Source organism: Agromyces sp. Marseille-Q5079, from assembly GCF_051016555.1.
Taxonomy (GTDB): domain Bacteria; phylum Actinomycetota; class Actinomycetes; order Actinomycetales; family Microbacteriaceae; genus Agromyces.
In genome coordinates this window covers 487506-501793 of the sequence record NZ_JBPEJF010000002.1, presented here as the reverse complement: position 1 = coordinate 501793, position 14288 = coordinate 487506, and the positions used below count along the sequence as shown (strand labels likewise).

The window sequence follows — 14288 nt, the reverse complement described above, 5'->3', positions numbered from 1 at the left end:
TGGGCGCGGTGCGAGGTCGAGAGCGGATCCGGATTCCGGCCCGCCTTGTCGCAACGGCCACACCGACACCGGCCCGGACGGGCTCAGACGCGTCGGGAATACCCGCGCCCCCTCCGCGTTGAACTTGAGCGTACGCCACTCAAGTTCCAGGAGGATTGGTGCCCGAAGACTTCAACCCCGAAGCCGGTGCGAGCTCGTTCGACGAGTTTCTGAGCCGGTATCTCGCGGGTGAGCAGGCTCGCCAGGCTCGGTCGATCGACCTCAGCCGGTTCCTGACCGCCCGCACGCAAGGCATCCTGCAGAAGGCAGGACGCTTCGCGCTCGAGCGCGGCCAGACCGAGCTCGACGCCCTGCACATCCTGCGCGTGATCGTCGAGGACGACAGCGTGAAGCAGGCCGTCGCCCGTATCGGCGTCGCCCCCGAGCGGCTCATCACCGCGACCGAGGCGCGCCTGCCCGCGGCATCCGACGTCGCCGACATCAACGCGGCCACGATCACGCCGAGCGCTTCCCGGGCGCTGTTCCACAGCTACCAGGTGGCGCGCTCGGCCGGCTCGACCTACATCGACCCCGAGCACCTCTTCTTCGCGCTCGTGCTGGGGCAGGACGCTCCCGCCGGCCAGGTGCTGGCGCGCGCCGGCGTCACCGCCGAGGCGCTGACGCAGGGCATGCGCGAGACGGTCGAGGCCGGGTTCGAGGGCGACGACGAGCAGTACGGTGCGAACGGCGCCGGCTCCGAGGCATCCGCGACCCCGATGCTCGACAAGTTCGGCACCGACCTCACGGCCCTCGCCGAGAACGGCGAGCTCGACCCCGTGATCGGGCGGGTCGACGAGATCGAGCAGACCATCGAGATCCTCAGCCGCCGCACGAAGAACAACCCCGTGCTGATCGGCGAGGCCGGCGTCGGCAAGACGGCGATCGTCGAGGGCCTGGCCCGCGCGATCGTCGAGGAGTCGGTGCCCGAGGCCCTGCTCGAGAAGCGAGTGATCTCGCTCGACCTGCCCGGCATGCTCGCCGGCACCCGCTACCGGGGCGACTTCGAGGAGCGCCTCACCAAGACCATGGAGGAGATCGCCGCGCACAAGGGCGAGCTCATCATCTTCATCGATGAGATCCACACGGTCGTCGGTGCGGGCGGCTCGGGCGACGGCGGTACCGACGCCGGCAACATCCTGAAGCCCCGCCTCGCGCGCGGCGACCTGCACCTCGTGGGCGCGACCACGCTCAAGGAGTACCGCACCATCGAGAAGGACCCCGCCCTCGAGCGCCGGTTCCAGCCGGTTCGCGTCGGCGAGCCCTCCATCGAAGACGCGGTGCTCATCTTGCAGGGCCTGCGCTCGGCATACGAGGAGCACCACGGCGTCGAGTACACGGATGCCGCGCTGCGGGCGTCCGTCGAGCTCTCGGCCAGGTACCTCACCGATCGCGTGCTGCCCGACAAGGCCATCGACCTCATCGACCAGGCCGGGGCGCGGCTGCGCCTCAAGCTCGGCATGAAGACGGATGTCTCCGCGCTCATCGCGCGCCTCGCCGACCTCGAGGCCGACAAGAACGCCGCCGTGAGCGCCGAGCACTACGAGGAGGCCTCGCGCATCCGCGACGAGATCTCGAAGGTGCAGGCCAAGCTCGACGAGGCGACCGAGAAGGGCCGCGTCACGGCATCCGCTGGCCTCAGCTCCGACGGCGCCGACCGCTCGACGATCATCGACGAGCCCGAGATCGCCGCGGTGATCTCGCGGGCCACCGGCATTCCGGTGAACCGCCTCACCGAGACCGAGCGCGAGCGCCTCGGTGACCTCGAGGGCGAGCTGCACGCGCGCGTCATCGGCCAGGACGACGCGGTCACCGCGGTCGCGAAGGCCGTGCGTCGCAGCCGCACCGGCATGGGCGACTCGCGTCGACCGGTCGGATCGTTCCTGTTCCTCGGCCCGACGGGCGTCGGCAAGACGGAGCTGGCGCGTGCGCTGGCCGACCGTTTGTTCGACGATGAGGGTGCGATCATCCGCTTCGACATGAGCGAGTTCGGCGAGCGGCACACGGTGTCGCGCCTCGTCGGTGCCCCTCCCGGATACGTCGGCTACGACGAGGCCGGGCAGCTCACCGAGCGCGTACGGCGCAACCCGTACTCGATCGTGCTGTTCGACGAGATCGAGAAGGCGCACCCCGACGTGTTCAACCTGCTGCTGCAGGTGCTCGACGACGGACGCCTGACCGACGGCCAGGGCCGCACGGTCGACTTCCGCAACACGGTGATCGTGATGACCTCGAACCTCGGTTCGGAGTTCCTCGCGTCGCGCTCGGGTGCGCTCGGGTTCGTCGCCGGCTCCGATGCATCCGGATTCTCGTCGGCTGCCGACGTGCGCGCCCGGGTGATGGGCAAGGTGCGCGAGGCCATGCGCCCCGAGTTCCTGAACCGCATCGACGAGATCGTGCTGTTCCAGAAGCTCGGCGCTGACGAGCTGTCGCAGATCGTGCGGCTCATGCTCGGTGCGACCTCCGCTCGCCTCGCGGCCCGCGAGGTCGAGTTCGAGGTGACGGATGCCGCGGTCGCGCTGCTCGCCGAGCGCGGGTACGAGCCCGAGTACGGTGCCCGTCCGCTGCGTCGGGTGATCCAGCGCGAGGTCGACGACCGCATCGCGGACCTCTTCGTCTCGGGCGCGCTCGGCGACGGCGAGGGCGTGCGGGTGGATGCCGCGGACGGCGAGTTCGTGATCGTGCCCGTTCCCCGGGCGACCGTGACGGTGCCACTGGCGGCCTAGCCGCGGCATCCGCCGGCGGAGGTGCGCAGCGCCCCGACATAAGGCTCGGTCCTCTCAAGAGGGCCGGGCCTTCGGCACGTCGCGAGATCGCACCCGGGCCGGGATGGCCGCTCTTCCCGCTCCTCGGTACGCTGTTGCCACCTTCGTTCGAGGTCGTGGGGGCGCGATGGGAACTGACGAGGATCCGGCACCGGTCACGGTGGAGTCGACACCGACGTCCAGCACGAAGAAGCGATGGTGGGTCGTCGGCGGTGGCATCGTCGTGGCGGCATTTCTCGGTGCGCTCGGCACGTGGCTCTTCGCACGCGTGGCGCCGATCCTCGACGGCCCGTTCGAGTCGGCACCAGTCGAGGTCTACGTCGACGATTCTGAGGCGGGCTGCGACAAGTACGCCATTCCAAGGTCGATCTTGGAGGACGTTCCCGTCGTCCCCATCGAAGACCGCGCTCCACAGCTCGCCGAGATCGACGGTGAATGGGTCGTTCAACACGGCGGGCTTCCGACCGAGACCCGGCTGATCTCGCTCACGCTCCATGGGACCGGAGACGAAGCTGTCGTCATCCACTCGATCGACCTGGTCGATTTCGAACGCGTCACTCCAGGCGAGGACCTCATCGTCATCTACGAGTGCCTCCCGGTCGGCGGCGAGATGGATGTCACGTCGCTCACCACCGATTTCGGGAGCGACCCACCGACGCTCGAACCGACCGACCCCGAACTCCGGCTTCCGTACCAGATCTCGAGCGATGACCCGGAGGCCTTCGAGCTGCGGGTCAGCAAGGCCGGTGACGGCGACGAGCAGGCGTGCTTCTGCCGTTGGAACATCGGAATCATGTGGAGCGCGGGCAGCGAATCCGGCGACCTCGTCGTCGAGGGAGACACGATCGGGGTCGCCACCGCGATCACGTCGAGCGAGTGGCAGTCGCATTGGTTCATCGACGGCGGGTGGACGACGGAACTGGTCGTTCCCGAAGAGTGATCTCCCGTCGGTGCGGCGGGCGCCACGTCGAGACCGGCGCCGCGCAGGCGGTTCCGGGGCACCACTGAGGCGCGGATGCCGCGGCCGGGGGAGGCTGGGCGGATGAGCGGAGCCCTTTCCGACGCCCATGACGACACCGGTGCGAGCACCGGGGCCGCCACCGACCGGCCGACGTTCGAGCTGCGAGCGCGCGTCGTCGAGACGGTCGTGCTCGTGGCATCCGTCGTCGTGCTGCGCATGCTGGGCGTGCTGCTGATGGTGGCGTCGTCGAACACGCCGGGCTCGCTCGAGATGGTGATTCCGCTCATCGCCATGAGCCTCGACCCGAACGTGCTCGTGTGGATCGCACTCGTCTGCGCCGTGCAGTTCGGGTTGCGGTCGATGGGCCGGCCGGGGCGATGGGCCCTGATCGTGCTCGCCGCTCCCGTCGCTGCTGTGGTCGTGAACGCCGTGCGGGGCATTCCAAGCCTCGCCGATCAGGGTCTCGGCGCGCTGTTCGGCAGCGTGGTCGCCTGGATCGACGCCGGAGTCCTCACCCTCGTCGTCGCGTTCACCGCGGCGGTACTCGGCCGGGAACGGCGTACGTCCTCGAGGATCGCCGGCGTGCTGCTCGCCCTGGGCGGCCTGCTCACGATGCTGCTCGTCTGGCAGTGGATCGCGGCCAACCTCTCCATCTGGGCCACCCGACCGCCCCCGACGCCGGAGCAGGAGAACCTCTACGTCGTCACGGCGACGCTCACGCTCGGCGCACTCGTCGGCGCCATCGTGTTCGCCGCGATCAGCCGCCGGCGCGGGCTCATCATCTCGTCGTGCATCGTCGGATGCCTCGGCCTGGTCATCACGTTCGCCGTGCCGGTTCCGGCCGACCGGTTCGCCCCCGAGCCGGCGCCCGCGCCCACCGAGCGCGGCGGCGGCCACTCCTGCATGAGCCCCGGCGACCCGAACTGCGTCGGCGGCTGAGCGCCCACCGGGCCATCTCGCCGGTCCGTCCCTCGCATGGGGGGCGTACCGTGGACGTGGGAGGGCGCATGGTCGGCACGGCTGGCGGGAACCGGGCTCGCGAGAGCCTGCGAGTCGACCGCCTGAGCGAGCGCATCCACTTCGCGCACACGGAGCACGTGAACTGGGTGATCTACTCGGGCCCCGATGGGGTCACGCTCATCGACTCGGGCTATTACGGCCAGCGCGCGCTGCTCGAGGCATCCCTCGACGCGATCGGGGTCGGGCCCGCGGATGTCGCGGCGGTGCTCGTCACCCACGGTCACGCCGACCACCTCGGTGGTGCCGCGTGGCTCTCCGGGCAGTTCTGTACCCCCGTATACGCCCACCCGCTCGAACTCGCGAACCTGCGCCGCGACATCCTGGAGCAGGCGGGCACCGGCCGGGTGCTGCGCAACGCGTGGCGACCGGGCGTCGTGCCGTGGGCGGCCGCGATCGTGCCGCTCCTCGACGGCAAGGCGGGACTCGGGGTGCCGAGTGCGACCGCGGCGCCCATACGGGGCGGGCGCGTCGACGCGCCGGGGCATCCGCGCATGCGACTCATCGAGGGGCACACGAGCGGTCACGCCGTGTTCGAGTTCGACGACGAGAGCGTGCTCGTCGTCGGCGACGCCCTGGTCACCCGCCACCGCACCTCGCCGATGCAGGGGCCGCAGCTGCTCCCATCGATGTTCCATCGCGACGCCGAGCGCGCGCGGGCATCGGTGGGCTCCATCGGGTGGTCGACCGCCCACATCGTGCTGCCCGGGCACGGCGAGGCCTGGATCGGGCCGGCACGCGCCGCCGCCGATGCGGCGCTCAGCGCGGGCGCGCCCTGGTGAGCTGAGCCGCGTCGCTGTTGCGGGCTCCGGACAACTTTAGGTGCGAGTTCAGGGTGGATCCGGATGCCGCGCGTCATGATCCGGGGCATTCTGCATCTCTCTGGATGAGGGGCGAATGTCCCCAGCCCGCGACGCAGGAAGGACCCGCGCCATGTCGACCCACTTCGAATACGTGACCGGGACGCTCGGTGAGCGCAGCGCGCTTCCGTGCGCGTGCGGGCGAGTCGCGGACCACCAGCGCCTGGGATCGACCGGGCTCGCCGCGGCATCCGCTGACCTGCCCCTCGGTACCGGGCATGCGACCGGGCACCGCCGCCGCGCCGTCTCGCTGCGGCCGCTGACGATGCGCGCCGGACGCGGTCGGCACGCCGCCTGAGCCGAGCGTTCGGCTCGCCGCGGCCGGGCGGGAGGCATCCGTTCGGAATCGCGGTGCCGGAGTGCCGGAGTGCCGGAGTGCCCGAGTGCCGGAGTGCCGGAGTGCCGGGCGTTTTCAGAGCGACGGCTCCCGGGGCTCAGAGGGCGCGGGAACGCCTCCTCGAACGGTTACCCGACGTCGTCGGCGTGCCGGTGCACGATGCGCCATCCGCCGGGCTCGCGCCGGTACACCTGCGTGGCGCGCAGCGTGAACGTGCGCGGCTTGCCGTCGATCGACGCCGTGACGCGCTCGTAGCCGACGGTGTACGCGAGATCGCCACGCAGGTCGAAGCTGATCAGGTCGTACGAGTAGTCGGTGCAGTTCGAGAAGCTCGACGAGAGCGCCTCGAACGCCTCGACCAGTTCGGCGCGATTCGATGCGTTGCGCCAGGCGCCGAGCACGCTCACCGGCTCCTCGCTCGACCAGATCGCGCGTCGCGGGCCGTCGTCACCGTTGAACATGGCCCGCTCCGCCCGCACGAACTCGCTCTGCACCCAGATCAGGAACTCTTCACGCTCGTTCATGGATCTCAGGATCCTCCGGTCGGCGGCCGGGCACAATGACCGCGCTGGAGTCCCGTTGTCGCGCTGGAGTCCCGTTGTCGCGGCGGAATCCCGGTCGGCGAGGACTCACGCGCAACAACGGGACTCCGCCGGTCGACCAGCTGCGCGTAGCGGCGGCCGGTCAGCGTCAAGCGCGGCGACGGGCGAGCAGGGTCGAGTCGTGCACGTCCATCGTGACGCCGTCGCGCACCATCGTTCGCGGCCGCTGCTCGACCACGCGGGCCTCGAAGTCATCGGGCAGGCCGGGCAGCAGGTCCTCGGCCAGGAACATCGCCGCGCGGTGACCGGCGTTCAGGTGGGTGAACTCCGGCGAGGGCGCATGCCCGACGACGAGGAGGTGGCCTCCGGGCGCGACGGCCTCGGCCAGGCGGCGGGTCACCTGGACCATGCCTCCATCCGGCGGATGCAGGAAATGCGTGGTCACGAGGTCGTACGATCGCCCCTCGGCGGCGAATTCGCGGGCATCGACCTGCCACCAGTCGGTGCGGTCGGCGACGCCGGCCTCCTCCGCATGAAGTGCGGCTCGGGCGAGGCCATTGGCGGAGAAGTCGGCCCCGGTGACGCGCCAGCCCTGCCGGGCCAGCCAGATCACGTCGCCGCCCTCGCCGCAGCCGACGTCGAGCGCCGTACCGGGGGTCAGCTTCGAGGCCTCGGCGACCAGCTGCGCATTGGGGTTGCCGCTCCAAACGGTCTGCTCGCCGGAGTAGCGCTCCTCCCAGCTCGGCGCCTCGAACATCGACGCGGCGTCATCCGCATGGTCCTCGTGCTCGTCCTCGTGCCGGCGCTCGTGGTCGTGCCCGTGCTCGTCCTCGTGTTCGGGCCCGTGGACGTGCTCGCCTCGGGGTTGATGCATCGTGGTCTCCTCCCGCTGTTCCCCGAGCGTAGGGTTCGGGCTTGGCAATAGCACGCTCGCTTGCCGTTTCAGCAAGGGCGAGGCGTTGCGAGGGCGATTCCGGGGGAGGAGGTATCCGTTCGGAGATGCTGTGGCGAAGTGGCGAAGTGGTGCCGCTACCAGCCCGACGAGCCCGGCCCGCCTTTGAACGGGCCGACGATGTTCGAGGTGATCCATCCGCCGTAGAAGCCGCCGGGTTGCGGTACGACGAGTTCGCCGTCGACCGTGCAGGCGTCGACCCGGCCCGCATAGACCGCGATGCGGCCGGTGAGCACCTCGAATCCGGGCGCGGGCGACGGGTACTCCCAGCCGGCGCGCTCGGCGATGGTCGCGCCCGAGAGCAGGTCGTAGTACCGGGCGGTGCCCTTGAACTCGCAGAACGATGAGCCGAGCGCCGGCACGACCGTGCCCGGCGCGAACTCCTCGATCGGAATGTAGTAGACGGGCGGATGACTCGTCTCGAGCACGCGCAGCACGTCGCGCGTGCTCGCGATGGTCGTGCCGCCGAGGGTCACCGTGACCCGCACGTCGACGGGTTCGACGCGCGGCGGACGCGGGTAGTCCCACACGGACTCCTGGCCCGGCGCGGTCGGTGCAGCGGCGGGACGCATCAGGACGGCTCGTCCGTCGGCGGATCCTCGTCGGTGATCACGCCGGACGGTTCGCTGTCGACGACGGTGTGCGCGGTGCGATGCTCCTCCGCGTAGAGTCGGCCGGCCTCGATCGCCTCGTCGCGCTCGGCGTAGCTCTGCGAATCCTCCGGATGCCCCTCGACGCGGTTCTCCCACTGCCCGCGATTCGAATGGGTCTCGACGTCGCCCTCGGCCATGTGCCGCCCCCTCAGGTGGTGTCGCGGACCGTGCGACCGCGTGGAGGACACGGTACGCCGATGCGGGGCCGGCGTCACCGGGTTGACGCGATCGTTCACCATCCGGATGCCGCGGCGAGGAGTGGGTGCGCGGGTCTCGATACGGCGCCGGGGCGCCGACCCGACCGGCGGTGGGCCGCGGCGGCCGGAGCCGGGCGCGGTCGAGGAGCGGCCCGCCCATCCCGCGCAAGCACTGGCAGTGCGCGGGCGGCAGGGATTGAATGGTCGGGTGAGTCGCGTGACGGCATGACCGACATCCGAACCGGCGACGACGGGCTCGAGGTCCGCGTCACCGGGGGCGTCGTGCGCGGGGTGCACGAGGGCGCGACGCTCGCGTGGCGGGGCATGCCGTACGCCGCGGCGCCGACCGGCGCCCGGAGGTTCCGCGCGCCTGCGCCCGTGAGCCCGTGGGCCGGTATCCGCGAGGCATCAGAGTTCGGGGCGATGGCCCCGCAGGCCCGAGGCGTGCGCCTCGTGCGGCCCGGGGCGGCGCTCGCGCCGGCCGACGAGGACTGCCTGAGCGTGAACGTCGTCGGCCCCGAGCGTGAAGTGGGCGCACCGCCCCTGCCGGTCATGGTGTTCGTGCACGGCGGCGGCTACAGCGTCGGGTCGTCGCGCGACTTCTCGGGGCACGGCGAGGGTTTCGTGCGCAGCGGGCGCGTCGTGTACGTGAGCTTCAACTACCGGCTCGGCGCGCTCGGCTACCTCGACTTCACGCGGTACGGCAGCGATCGTCGTCCGTTCGAGTCCAATCTCGGGCTGCGCGACCAGGTGGCGGCGCTGCGCTGGGTGCGCGCGAACATCGCCGCGTTCGGCGGGGACCCCTCGCGGGTCACGATCTTCGGCGAGTCGGCCGGCGGCAACGCGATCACGACGCTCATGACCGTGCCGTCGGCGCGGGGGCTCTTCGCCGGGGCCATCGCGCAGTCTCCGCCCCCCGACGCGGTCTACCCGCGCGAACTCGCGGCACGCTGGGCGGCGGAGTACCTCGCGCTGCTGCTCGAGATCGTCCGCGCGGCCGCACCCGATCGCGTCGCGGCATCCGAACCGCCCGACCGGCTGCTGGCGGATGCCGCGACCGACGACCTCGTCGCGGCAGCCGTCGCCCTGCAGGTGCGCACGCCCGAGGTGTATCCGGGCGCGTTCTGCTTCGCTCCCGTCGTCGACGGCGAGGTCGTGCCCGAGCGCCCCTTCGTCGCCTTCCGCGAGGGACGCGCGCACCGGGTGCCGCTCATCATCGGCACGAACGACCGCGAGGGATCGATCTTCCGGGGGCGCGTCGACATCCTGCCGCGCACGCCGAGCCGCATCGCCGATCTGTTCGCGCGGGCCCCCGGTCATGCCAGGCAGCCGATGCGCGACGCGTATCCCGACCTGCCGGCTCGCCGTTCGGCAGCGGACTTCGGCGGCGACTACGGGTTCTGGTTCCCGAGCACGCGGGTCGCCGACGCAGGATCGCGGTGGGCGCCGGTGTGGTCGTACCGCTTCGACTTCGCGCCTCGCCTGTTGAAGCTCGTCGGCCTCGACGCGACCCACGGCGTCGAGATGTTCGCCCTGTTCGACCGCACCGACGTGCCGATGGCGCGGGTCATCACGTCGCTCGGCGGCTACGAGGAGTACGCCGCGGCGGGCGAGCGGATGCGGCTGCTGTGGCTGCACTTCGCCGAGCACAGCGACCCCGGTCCGGCGTGGCCCCGCTACGACGAGCGCACCCGGTCGACGCTCGTGATCGATGCCGCGGACCGCATCGAGTCGGATCCGCGTCGCGCCCGCCGGCGTGCGTGGGATGCGTTCTCGCCCGCGCTCGCCGGGTGAAGCGGGGCGGACCGAGGGCGCGCCGATCGATCAGAAATCGAGAAGCCCACGGTGGGCGTCGGGCGTAGCTTCGGAGTCATGGACACCACAGACACCACCATCACGACCATCGACTCGATCATCATCGAAGCGGCCGATCCCGATGCGGCCGCCCGGTTCTACGCCGAGGCGTTCGAGCTCGGCCCCCAGGTGCGCACCGTGGCATCGGATGCCGCGACGAGCGGGTTCCGAGGGTTCACCCTCTCGCTCGTCGTGTCGCAGCCCGCGAACGTGCAGGCCCTGTTCTCGGCCGCGATCGCCGCTGGCGCGACGCAGCTGAAGCCCATGGAGAAGTCCCTCTGGGGCTTCGGCGGCGTGGTGCAGGCGCCCGACGGCGCCATCTGGACCCTCGCCACCTCGTCGAAGAAGGACACCGGCCCCGCCACGAAGGAGTTCGAGAACCTCGTGCTGCTGATCGGCTCCGACGACGTGTCGGCGAGCAAGAAGTTCTACACCGCCCGCGGCCTCGAGGTCGGCAAGAGCTTCGGCAGCTACGTCGACTTCTCGACCGGGCAGAGCCCCGTCGGCCTCGGCCTCTACAAGCGCCGGGCCCTGGCCAAGCAGGCGGGAGTGGATGCCGAGGGCACCGGCTCGCACCGCATCCGCATCGCCTCCGACGGCGGCGCGTTCACCGACCCCGACGGGTTCGTATGGGAGCCCGTCGCGTAGCCTGTCGCGGTGACCAGCAGCGGACTCAGCCATGTGACCTTCATCGTGCGAGACCTCGACCGCATGGAACGGATGCTGACGAGCGTGCTCGGCGCCGTCCGCGTCTACGACAGCGGTCGCGACACGTTCTCGCTCTCGGAGGAGCGCTTCTTCCTCGTCGGCGACGGGCCGACGGCGACCTGGATCGCGACCATGCTCGGCGACGGCGGACTGCCGCGCACGTACAACCACGTCGCGTTCCAGGTCGAACGCGCCGACCTGCCGCGGCTTCGAGCCGCCGTCGACGCGCTCGGCCTCGACATCCGGCCGCCGAGGTCGCGTGTCGATGGCGAAGGCGACTCGCTGTACTTCCACGACGACGACGGGCACCTGTTCGAGCTGCACGCGGGCTCGCTGCGCGAGCGGCTCACGGCGTACGCGGCCGACTGACCTCGTGGCGAACCGGCACCCGGCGGAGAAGCCCCGGGGAGCTGATGCCTCACCCGATGGGTGCCCGTCTCGAAAGCGGGTGCCGGAGTGCCGGAGTGCCGGAGTGCCGGAGCTCGGAAGATCGAGCTCCCGGCAGGGCGCCAGGCGTCCAGGCCGGGACCGCAACCGCGACTGGCCGCGCACGATCAGGGTCAGCCGCGCCCGGTTCAGGGGTCTCCCTGAACCGGGCGGGGCTCGATGCGACGAGGGTTCCGGGTGAACGGACCCCATCATGCACGCGCATCCCATCGCCACAGCTCGGAGTCGACGGTCGAGGACGACCATCGCCCTCGTCGGCGCGCTCGGGTCGTTCGCCCTCCTCGCGCTGAGCGGCTGCACCGCGGCATCCGGTCGACAGTCGCAGGCGAGCGACTGGACCTCCGCCGTCGGCGCCCGATGGGACCGTTTCGTCGACGGCACCATGGCGCCGCTGACCGATACCGGGCTCGCGATCCTCCTCTCGTGGCTCGGCCTCGCCGTCGCGGCGCGCGTGATGACCCTCCTCCCGCCGGTGCGCAACCTGCGGATGTCCCGTGCCGCGGGACGACGCCTGCGCATCGCCGGCTGGGGGCTCGTGGTGCTCACGCCGATCGTCACGGTGCTGGTCACCGCGACCGCCCGCGACGCCCTGCTCGCGTGGCTGCTCACAGCCGGCATCCTCGGCGTGACCGCGGTGTGCACGCTCGCGCCCGGCCTGGCCACCCGCTCCCGGCTCGACGCGCACGTCTTCGCCCCCGACGGCTCGATGAACGGGGCGTGGTCGATCGACGCGCTCCTGCAGGTGCGCGACGTCAACGCCGACGACCCGAGGCAGCGCGTCGAGCGCCAGAACTCGCCCGACTTCGGCGAGTTCATCACGATCGCCGACCGCAGCGGCAACGGCCTCGCGTCGGCGATCGCCTGGCTCGTGCAGGTGCTGTTCAACTCCTCGCCGTGGCTGCTGCAGGTCACCATGATCGATCAGCACGCCGCGATCGCGACACTGCGGCGCAACGGGCTCCCGCTCGACGAGGTGCAGCTCGAACTGGACCTGCCGTCGGTCGAGACCGACCAGCATCGAAAGCTCCTGGCACTCGCCGCCGCGTTCACGGCGATGACGATGGCCGAGCGGTACCCCGACGTGCTGGGCTTCTACGGCGCGAGGAACTGGCAGTCGGTCGGATACCTCGGCATCGCGCAGATGGCCGCCGACGCGCACGAGCGCGACCACTACCTCGATCGCGCCGTCGAGCTCGAGCCTCGGAGCCTGCTCGTCGAGTACTACCGGGTGCACCTCGACTTCGAGGAGGCGCACGACCGCCGTTCGCTCGAACGCCTCATGGACCGCCTCGAACCCGTCGTGAACCAGGCGGCGTGGGTCTGCCACGAGGAGCTCGTGTTCGACGTCGCGCCGCTCGACTGGCACGAGTACGAGCTGCCGAAGGCGACCGCCACGCCCGTCAGCGAGGACCCCGAGCAGCCGCGCACCATGCTCCTGCGCACCCTCATGCTGTACTCGTTCGCGGCGCGCAACTGGGTCGCCCAGGTCGAGCTCGACCACGCCGCCGACGAGAAGACCGCGATGCGGCGCGCCCGCATCCTCGCGACCATCGAGCGGCTCGTGACGACGCTCGACGCCGAGACCGCGGCGCGCATGGCGCTCACCCTGCGCCAGTCCATGGCACGTGCCGTGCGCACCTCGCTCAGCCGGGACTCCGAACGGGCGACGCGGCTCTGGAACGCCGACGAGCGGCGGCGACGCGATCCGGTCGGCATCCTGATGCGCATGCGAGCCCGTGCCGCACTCTGCTACGTGATCTTCGGCGTCGACACCCCGGCTTCCACGGTCGTCGCGGCCGCCGACCCGGTTCCGATGCCCCGAGCGGATGCCGTGGGTCCGACGTTGGCGCGTCCCGCCCGTCGCACCGTGAAGACGCGCCCCCCGGGCTCGGCGCCCGCGCGGCAGCCCGTCGAGATCGTCGTGCCCTGGCTCGAGGAGACGAAGTCCTCGCCCGAGATCGAGATCCGCTACTCGTACGCCTGCTACCTCGCGCGGCGGGCGGGGACGGCCGAGGTCGGCGAGCCGCGAGAGGCGATCGTCAAGGAGACGATCCGGCGCGTCGAGGCCGCCCGGCTCGTCGAGCAGTACCGCGGCATGGCCGGCTGGGACCCGGAGCTCAAGCTCATCGGCGCCGAGCCGCGGATGCGAGAGCTCGTGCTGCGGCCGATCTCCTCGCCGTGGGAGATCACGCGATTCACGGACGTGCGGCAGGCGCTCGCCGCGCAGGGGATCCTCGAGCCGGACGGGCTGACCGCGGCATCCGCCCTCGAAGCCCTGCTCGAGGCCACCGAGATGCGCGGCGACGACTTCGGGCTGCTCATGGACGCCGCGTCGATCCTGCGCGCGATCGAGGCGACGGATGCCGGGAGCCTCGACGACGCGCAGCGGCTGCGGGCCGCCAGGTACCTCATCGACGACGCGGCGTATTCGGTGCGCTGCCTGCTGGTGCGGGCCGAGAAGCAGCCGCGGGAGGTCGCGGCGGCGCTCGCCGAGGCCGTGTTCTGGGTGCCCACGGCACCGGAGTCGGAGCAGGTGACGCAGTTCCTCGACGGACTCGTGGAGCGGCTCGCGGAGGAGCGGGCGGCATCCGACCGGGAGCAGGGCGCCGGGCGTCCCGTCGACGCGCGCCGCCGACCGCAGGTCGCCCGCACGAGCGTGCGTCGCTGACCGCGCACGCGCCGCTCATCGGCCGCTCGTCGGGCACTCGGCGAGCATGCGGACAGCGAGTCCGACAGCCCGCTGGGACTTCGCTCCCAGTGCGCCGAGTACCCCTCGCGGATGCGCGCGCGGCGGCGTAGCGTCAGCCTCACGCGGCGGCCGATCCCCCCTCGGCCGCGTGTGCGGCCGGGGATACCGGCTGAACAGGGCGCCCGGCTCCACTCGCTCCCCCAGCGAGGAGTCGGGCGCTCCTGCGCGACCGGCCGCACGCGGCTTCCTCGGCTGAAGCGCCCGTCGGCG

General features: G+C 71.4%; 13 protein-coding genes. 9 read left to right on the top strand and 4 right to left on the bottom strand.

Going from position 1 to position 14288, the window contains the following annotated elements:
• The first annotated feature begins 158 nt into the window (after positions 1-158).
• The 5 genes from ACR3IO_RS06065 (at position 159) to ACR3IO_RS06045 (ending at position 5937) form a co-directional block, all read left to right on the top strand.
• Positions 159-2762: an ATP-dependent Clp protease ATP-binding subunit gene (locus ACR3IO_RS06065; RefSeq protein ID WP_434070274.1), complete on the top strand. Its 2604-nt coding sequence runs from the start codon at positions 159-161 to the stop codon at positions 2760-2762.
• A gap of 166 nt (positions 2763-2928) precedes the next feature.
• Complete coding sequence (locus tag ACR3IO_RS06060; RefSeq protein ID WP_434070273.1) at positions 2929-3741, top strand: hypothetical protein; 813 nt, start codon at positions 2929-2931, stop codon at positions 3739-3741.
• A gap of 102 nt (positions 3742-3843) precedes the next feature.
• Positions 3844-4701, top strand: a complete 858-nt coding sequence (locus ACR3IO_RS06055) for a hypothetical protein (RefSeq protein ID WP_434070272.1) — start codon at positions 3844-3846, stop codon at positions 4699-4701.
• 68 nt (positions 4702-4769) lie between these two features.
• A complete protein-coding gene (locus ACR3IO_RS06050) occupies positions 4770-5561 on the top strand; it encodes an MBL fold metallo-hydrolase (protein ID WP_434070271.1) in 792 nt (263 codons plus the stop codon).
• A 151-nt stretch (positions 5562-5712) separates the two neighbouring features.
• Entirely contained in the window at positions 5713-5937 is a 225-nt protein-coding gene (locus ACR3IO_RS06045) for a hypothetical protein (RefSeq protein WP_434070270.1), read from the top strand.
• 167 nt (positions 5938-6104) lie between these two features.
• Here the strand turns inward: ACR3IO_RS06045 and ACR3IO_RS06040 are convergent, their stop codons facing one another.
• The 4 genes from ACR3IO_RS06040 to ACR3IO_RS06025 form a co-directional block, all read right to left on the bottom strand.
• On the bottom strand, positions 6105-6500 hold the full coding sequence (locus ACR3IO_RS06040) for a YybH family protein (RefSeq protein ID WP_434070269.1): 396 nt from the start codon (positions 6498-6500) through the stop codon (positions 6105-6107).
• 166 nt (positions 6501-6666) lie between these two features.
• Positions 6667-7392, bottom strand: coding sequence for a class I SAM-dependent methyltransferase (locus ACR3IO_RS06035; protein WP_434070268.1), 726 nt, complete (start codon positions 7390-7392; stop codon positions 6667-6669).
• Between the two features lie 155 nt (positions 7393-7547).
• Positions 7548-8042 carry a DUF427 domain-containing protein gene (locus ACR3IO_RS06030; RefSeq protein WP_434070267.1) on the bottom strand — a complete coding sequence of 165 codons (495 nt, stop codon included), beginning with the start codon at positions 8040-8042 and terminating at the stop codon, positions 7548-7550.
• The gene (locus ACR3IO_RS06025; protein WP_434070266.1) at positions 8042-8260 is read right to left on the bottom strand and encodes a DUF2188 domain-containing protein; all 219 of its coding nucleotides are present in this window, start codon (positions 8258-8260) and stop codon (positions 8042-8044) included. The genes ACR3IO_RS06030 and ACR3IO_RS06025 overlap by 1 nt, the downstream gene beginning before the upstream one ends.
• 285 nt (positions 8261-8545) lie before the next feature.
• Here ACR3IO_RS06025 and ACR3IO_RS06020 point away from each other — a divergent pair, with 285 nt between their 5' ends.
• The 4 genes from ACR3IO_RS06020 to ACR3IO_RS06005 all read left to right on the top strand — a co-directional run bounded on the left by ACR3IO_RS06020 (position 8546) and on the right by ACR3IO_RS06005 (position 13997).
• Positions 8546-10114: a carboxylesterase/lipase family protein gene (locus ACR3IO_RS06020; RefSeq protein ID WP_434070265.1), complete on the top strand. Its 1569-nt coding sequence runs from the start codon at positions 8546-8548 to the stop codon at positions 10112-10114.
• 78 nt (positions 10115-10192) lie between these two features.
• Positions 10193-10822: a glyoxalase gene (locus ACR3IO_RS06015; RefSeq protein WP_434070264.1), complete on the top strand. Its 630-nt coding sequence runs from the start codon at positions 10193-10195 to the stop codon at positions 10820-10822.
• A gap of 9 nt (positions 10823-10831) precedes the next feature.
• Positions 10832-11251, top strand: a complete 420-nt coding sequence (gene fosX, locus ACR3IO_RS06010) for a FosX/FosE/FosI family fosfomycin resistance hydrolase (RefSeq protein WP_434070263.1) — start codon at positions 10832-10834, stop codon at positions 11249-11251.
• A 271-nt stretch (positions 11252-11522) separates the two neighbouring features.
• Positions 11523-13997: a hypothetical protein gene (locus ACR3IO_RS06005; protein WP_434070262.1), complete on the top strand. Its 2475-nt coding sequence runs from the start codon at positions 11523-11525 to the stop codon at positions 13995-13997.
• The last annotated feature ends 291 nt before the right edge of the window (positions 13998-14288 follow it).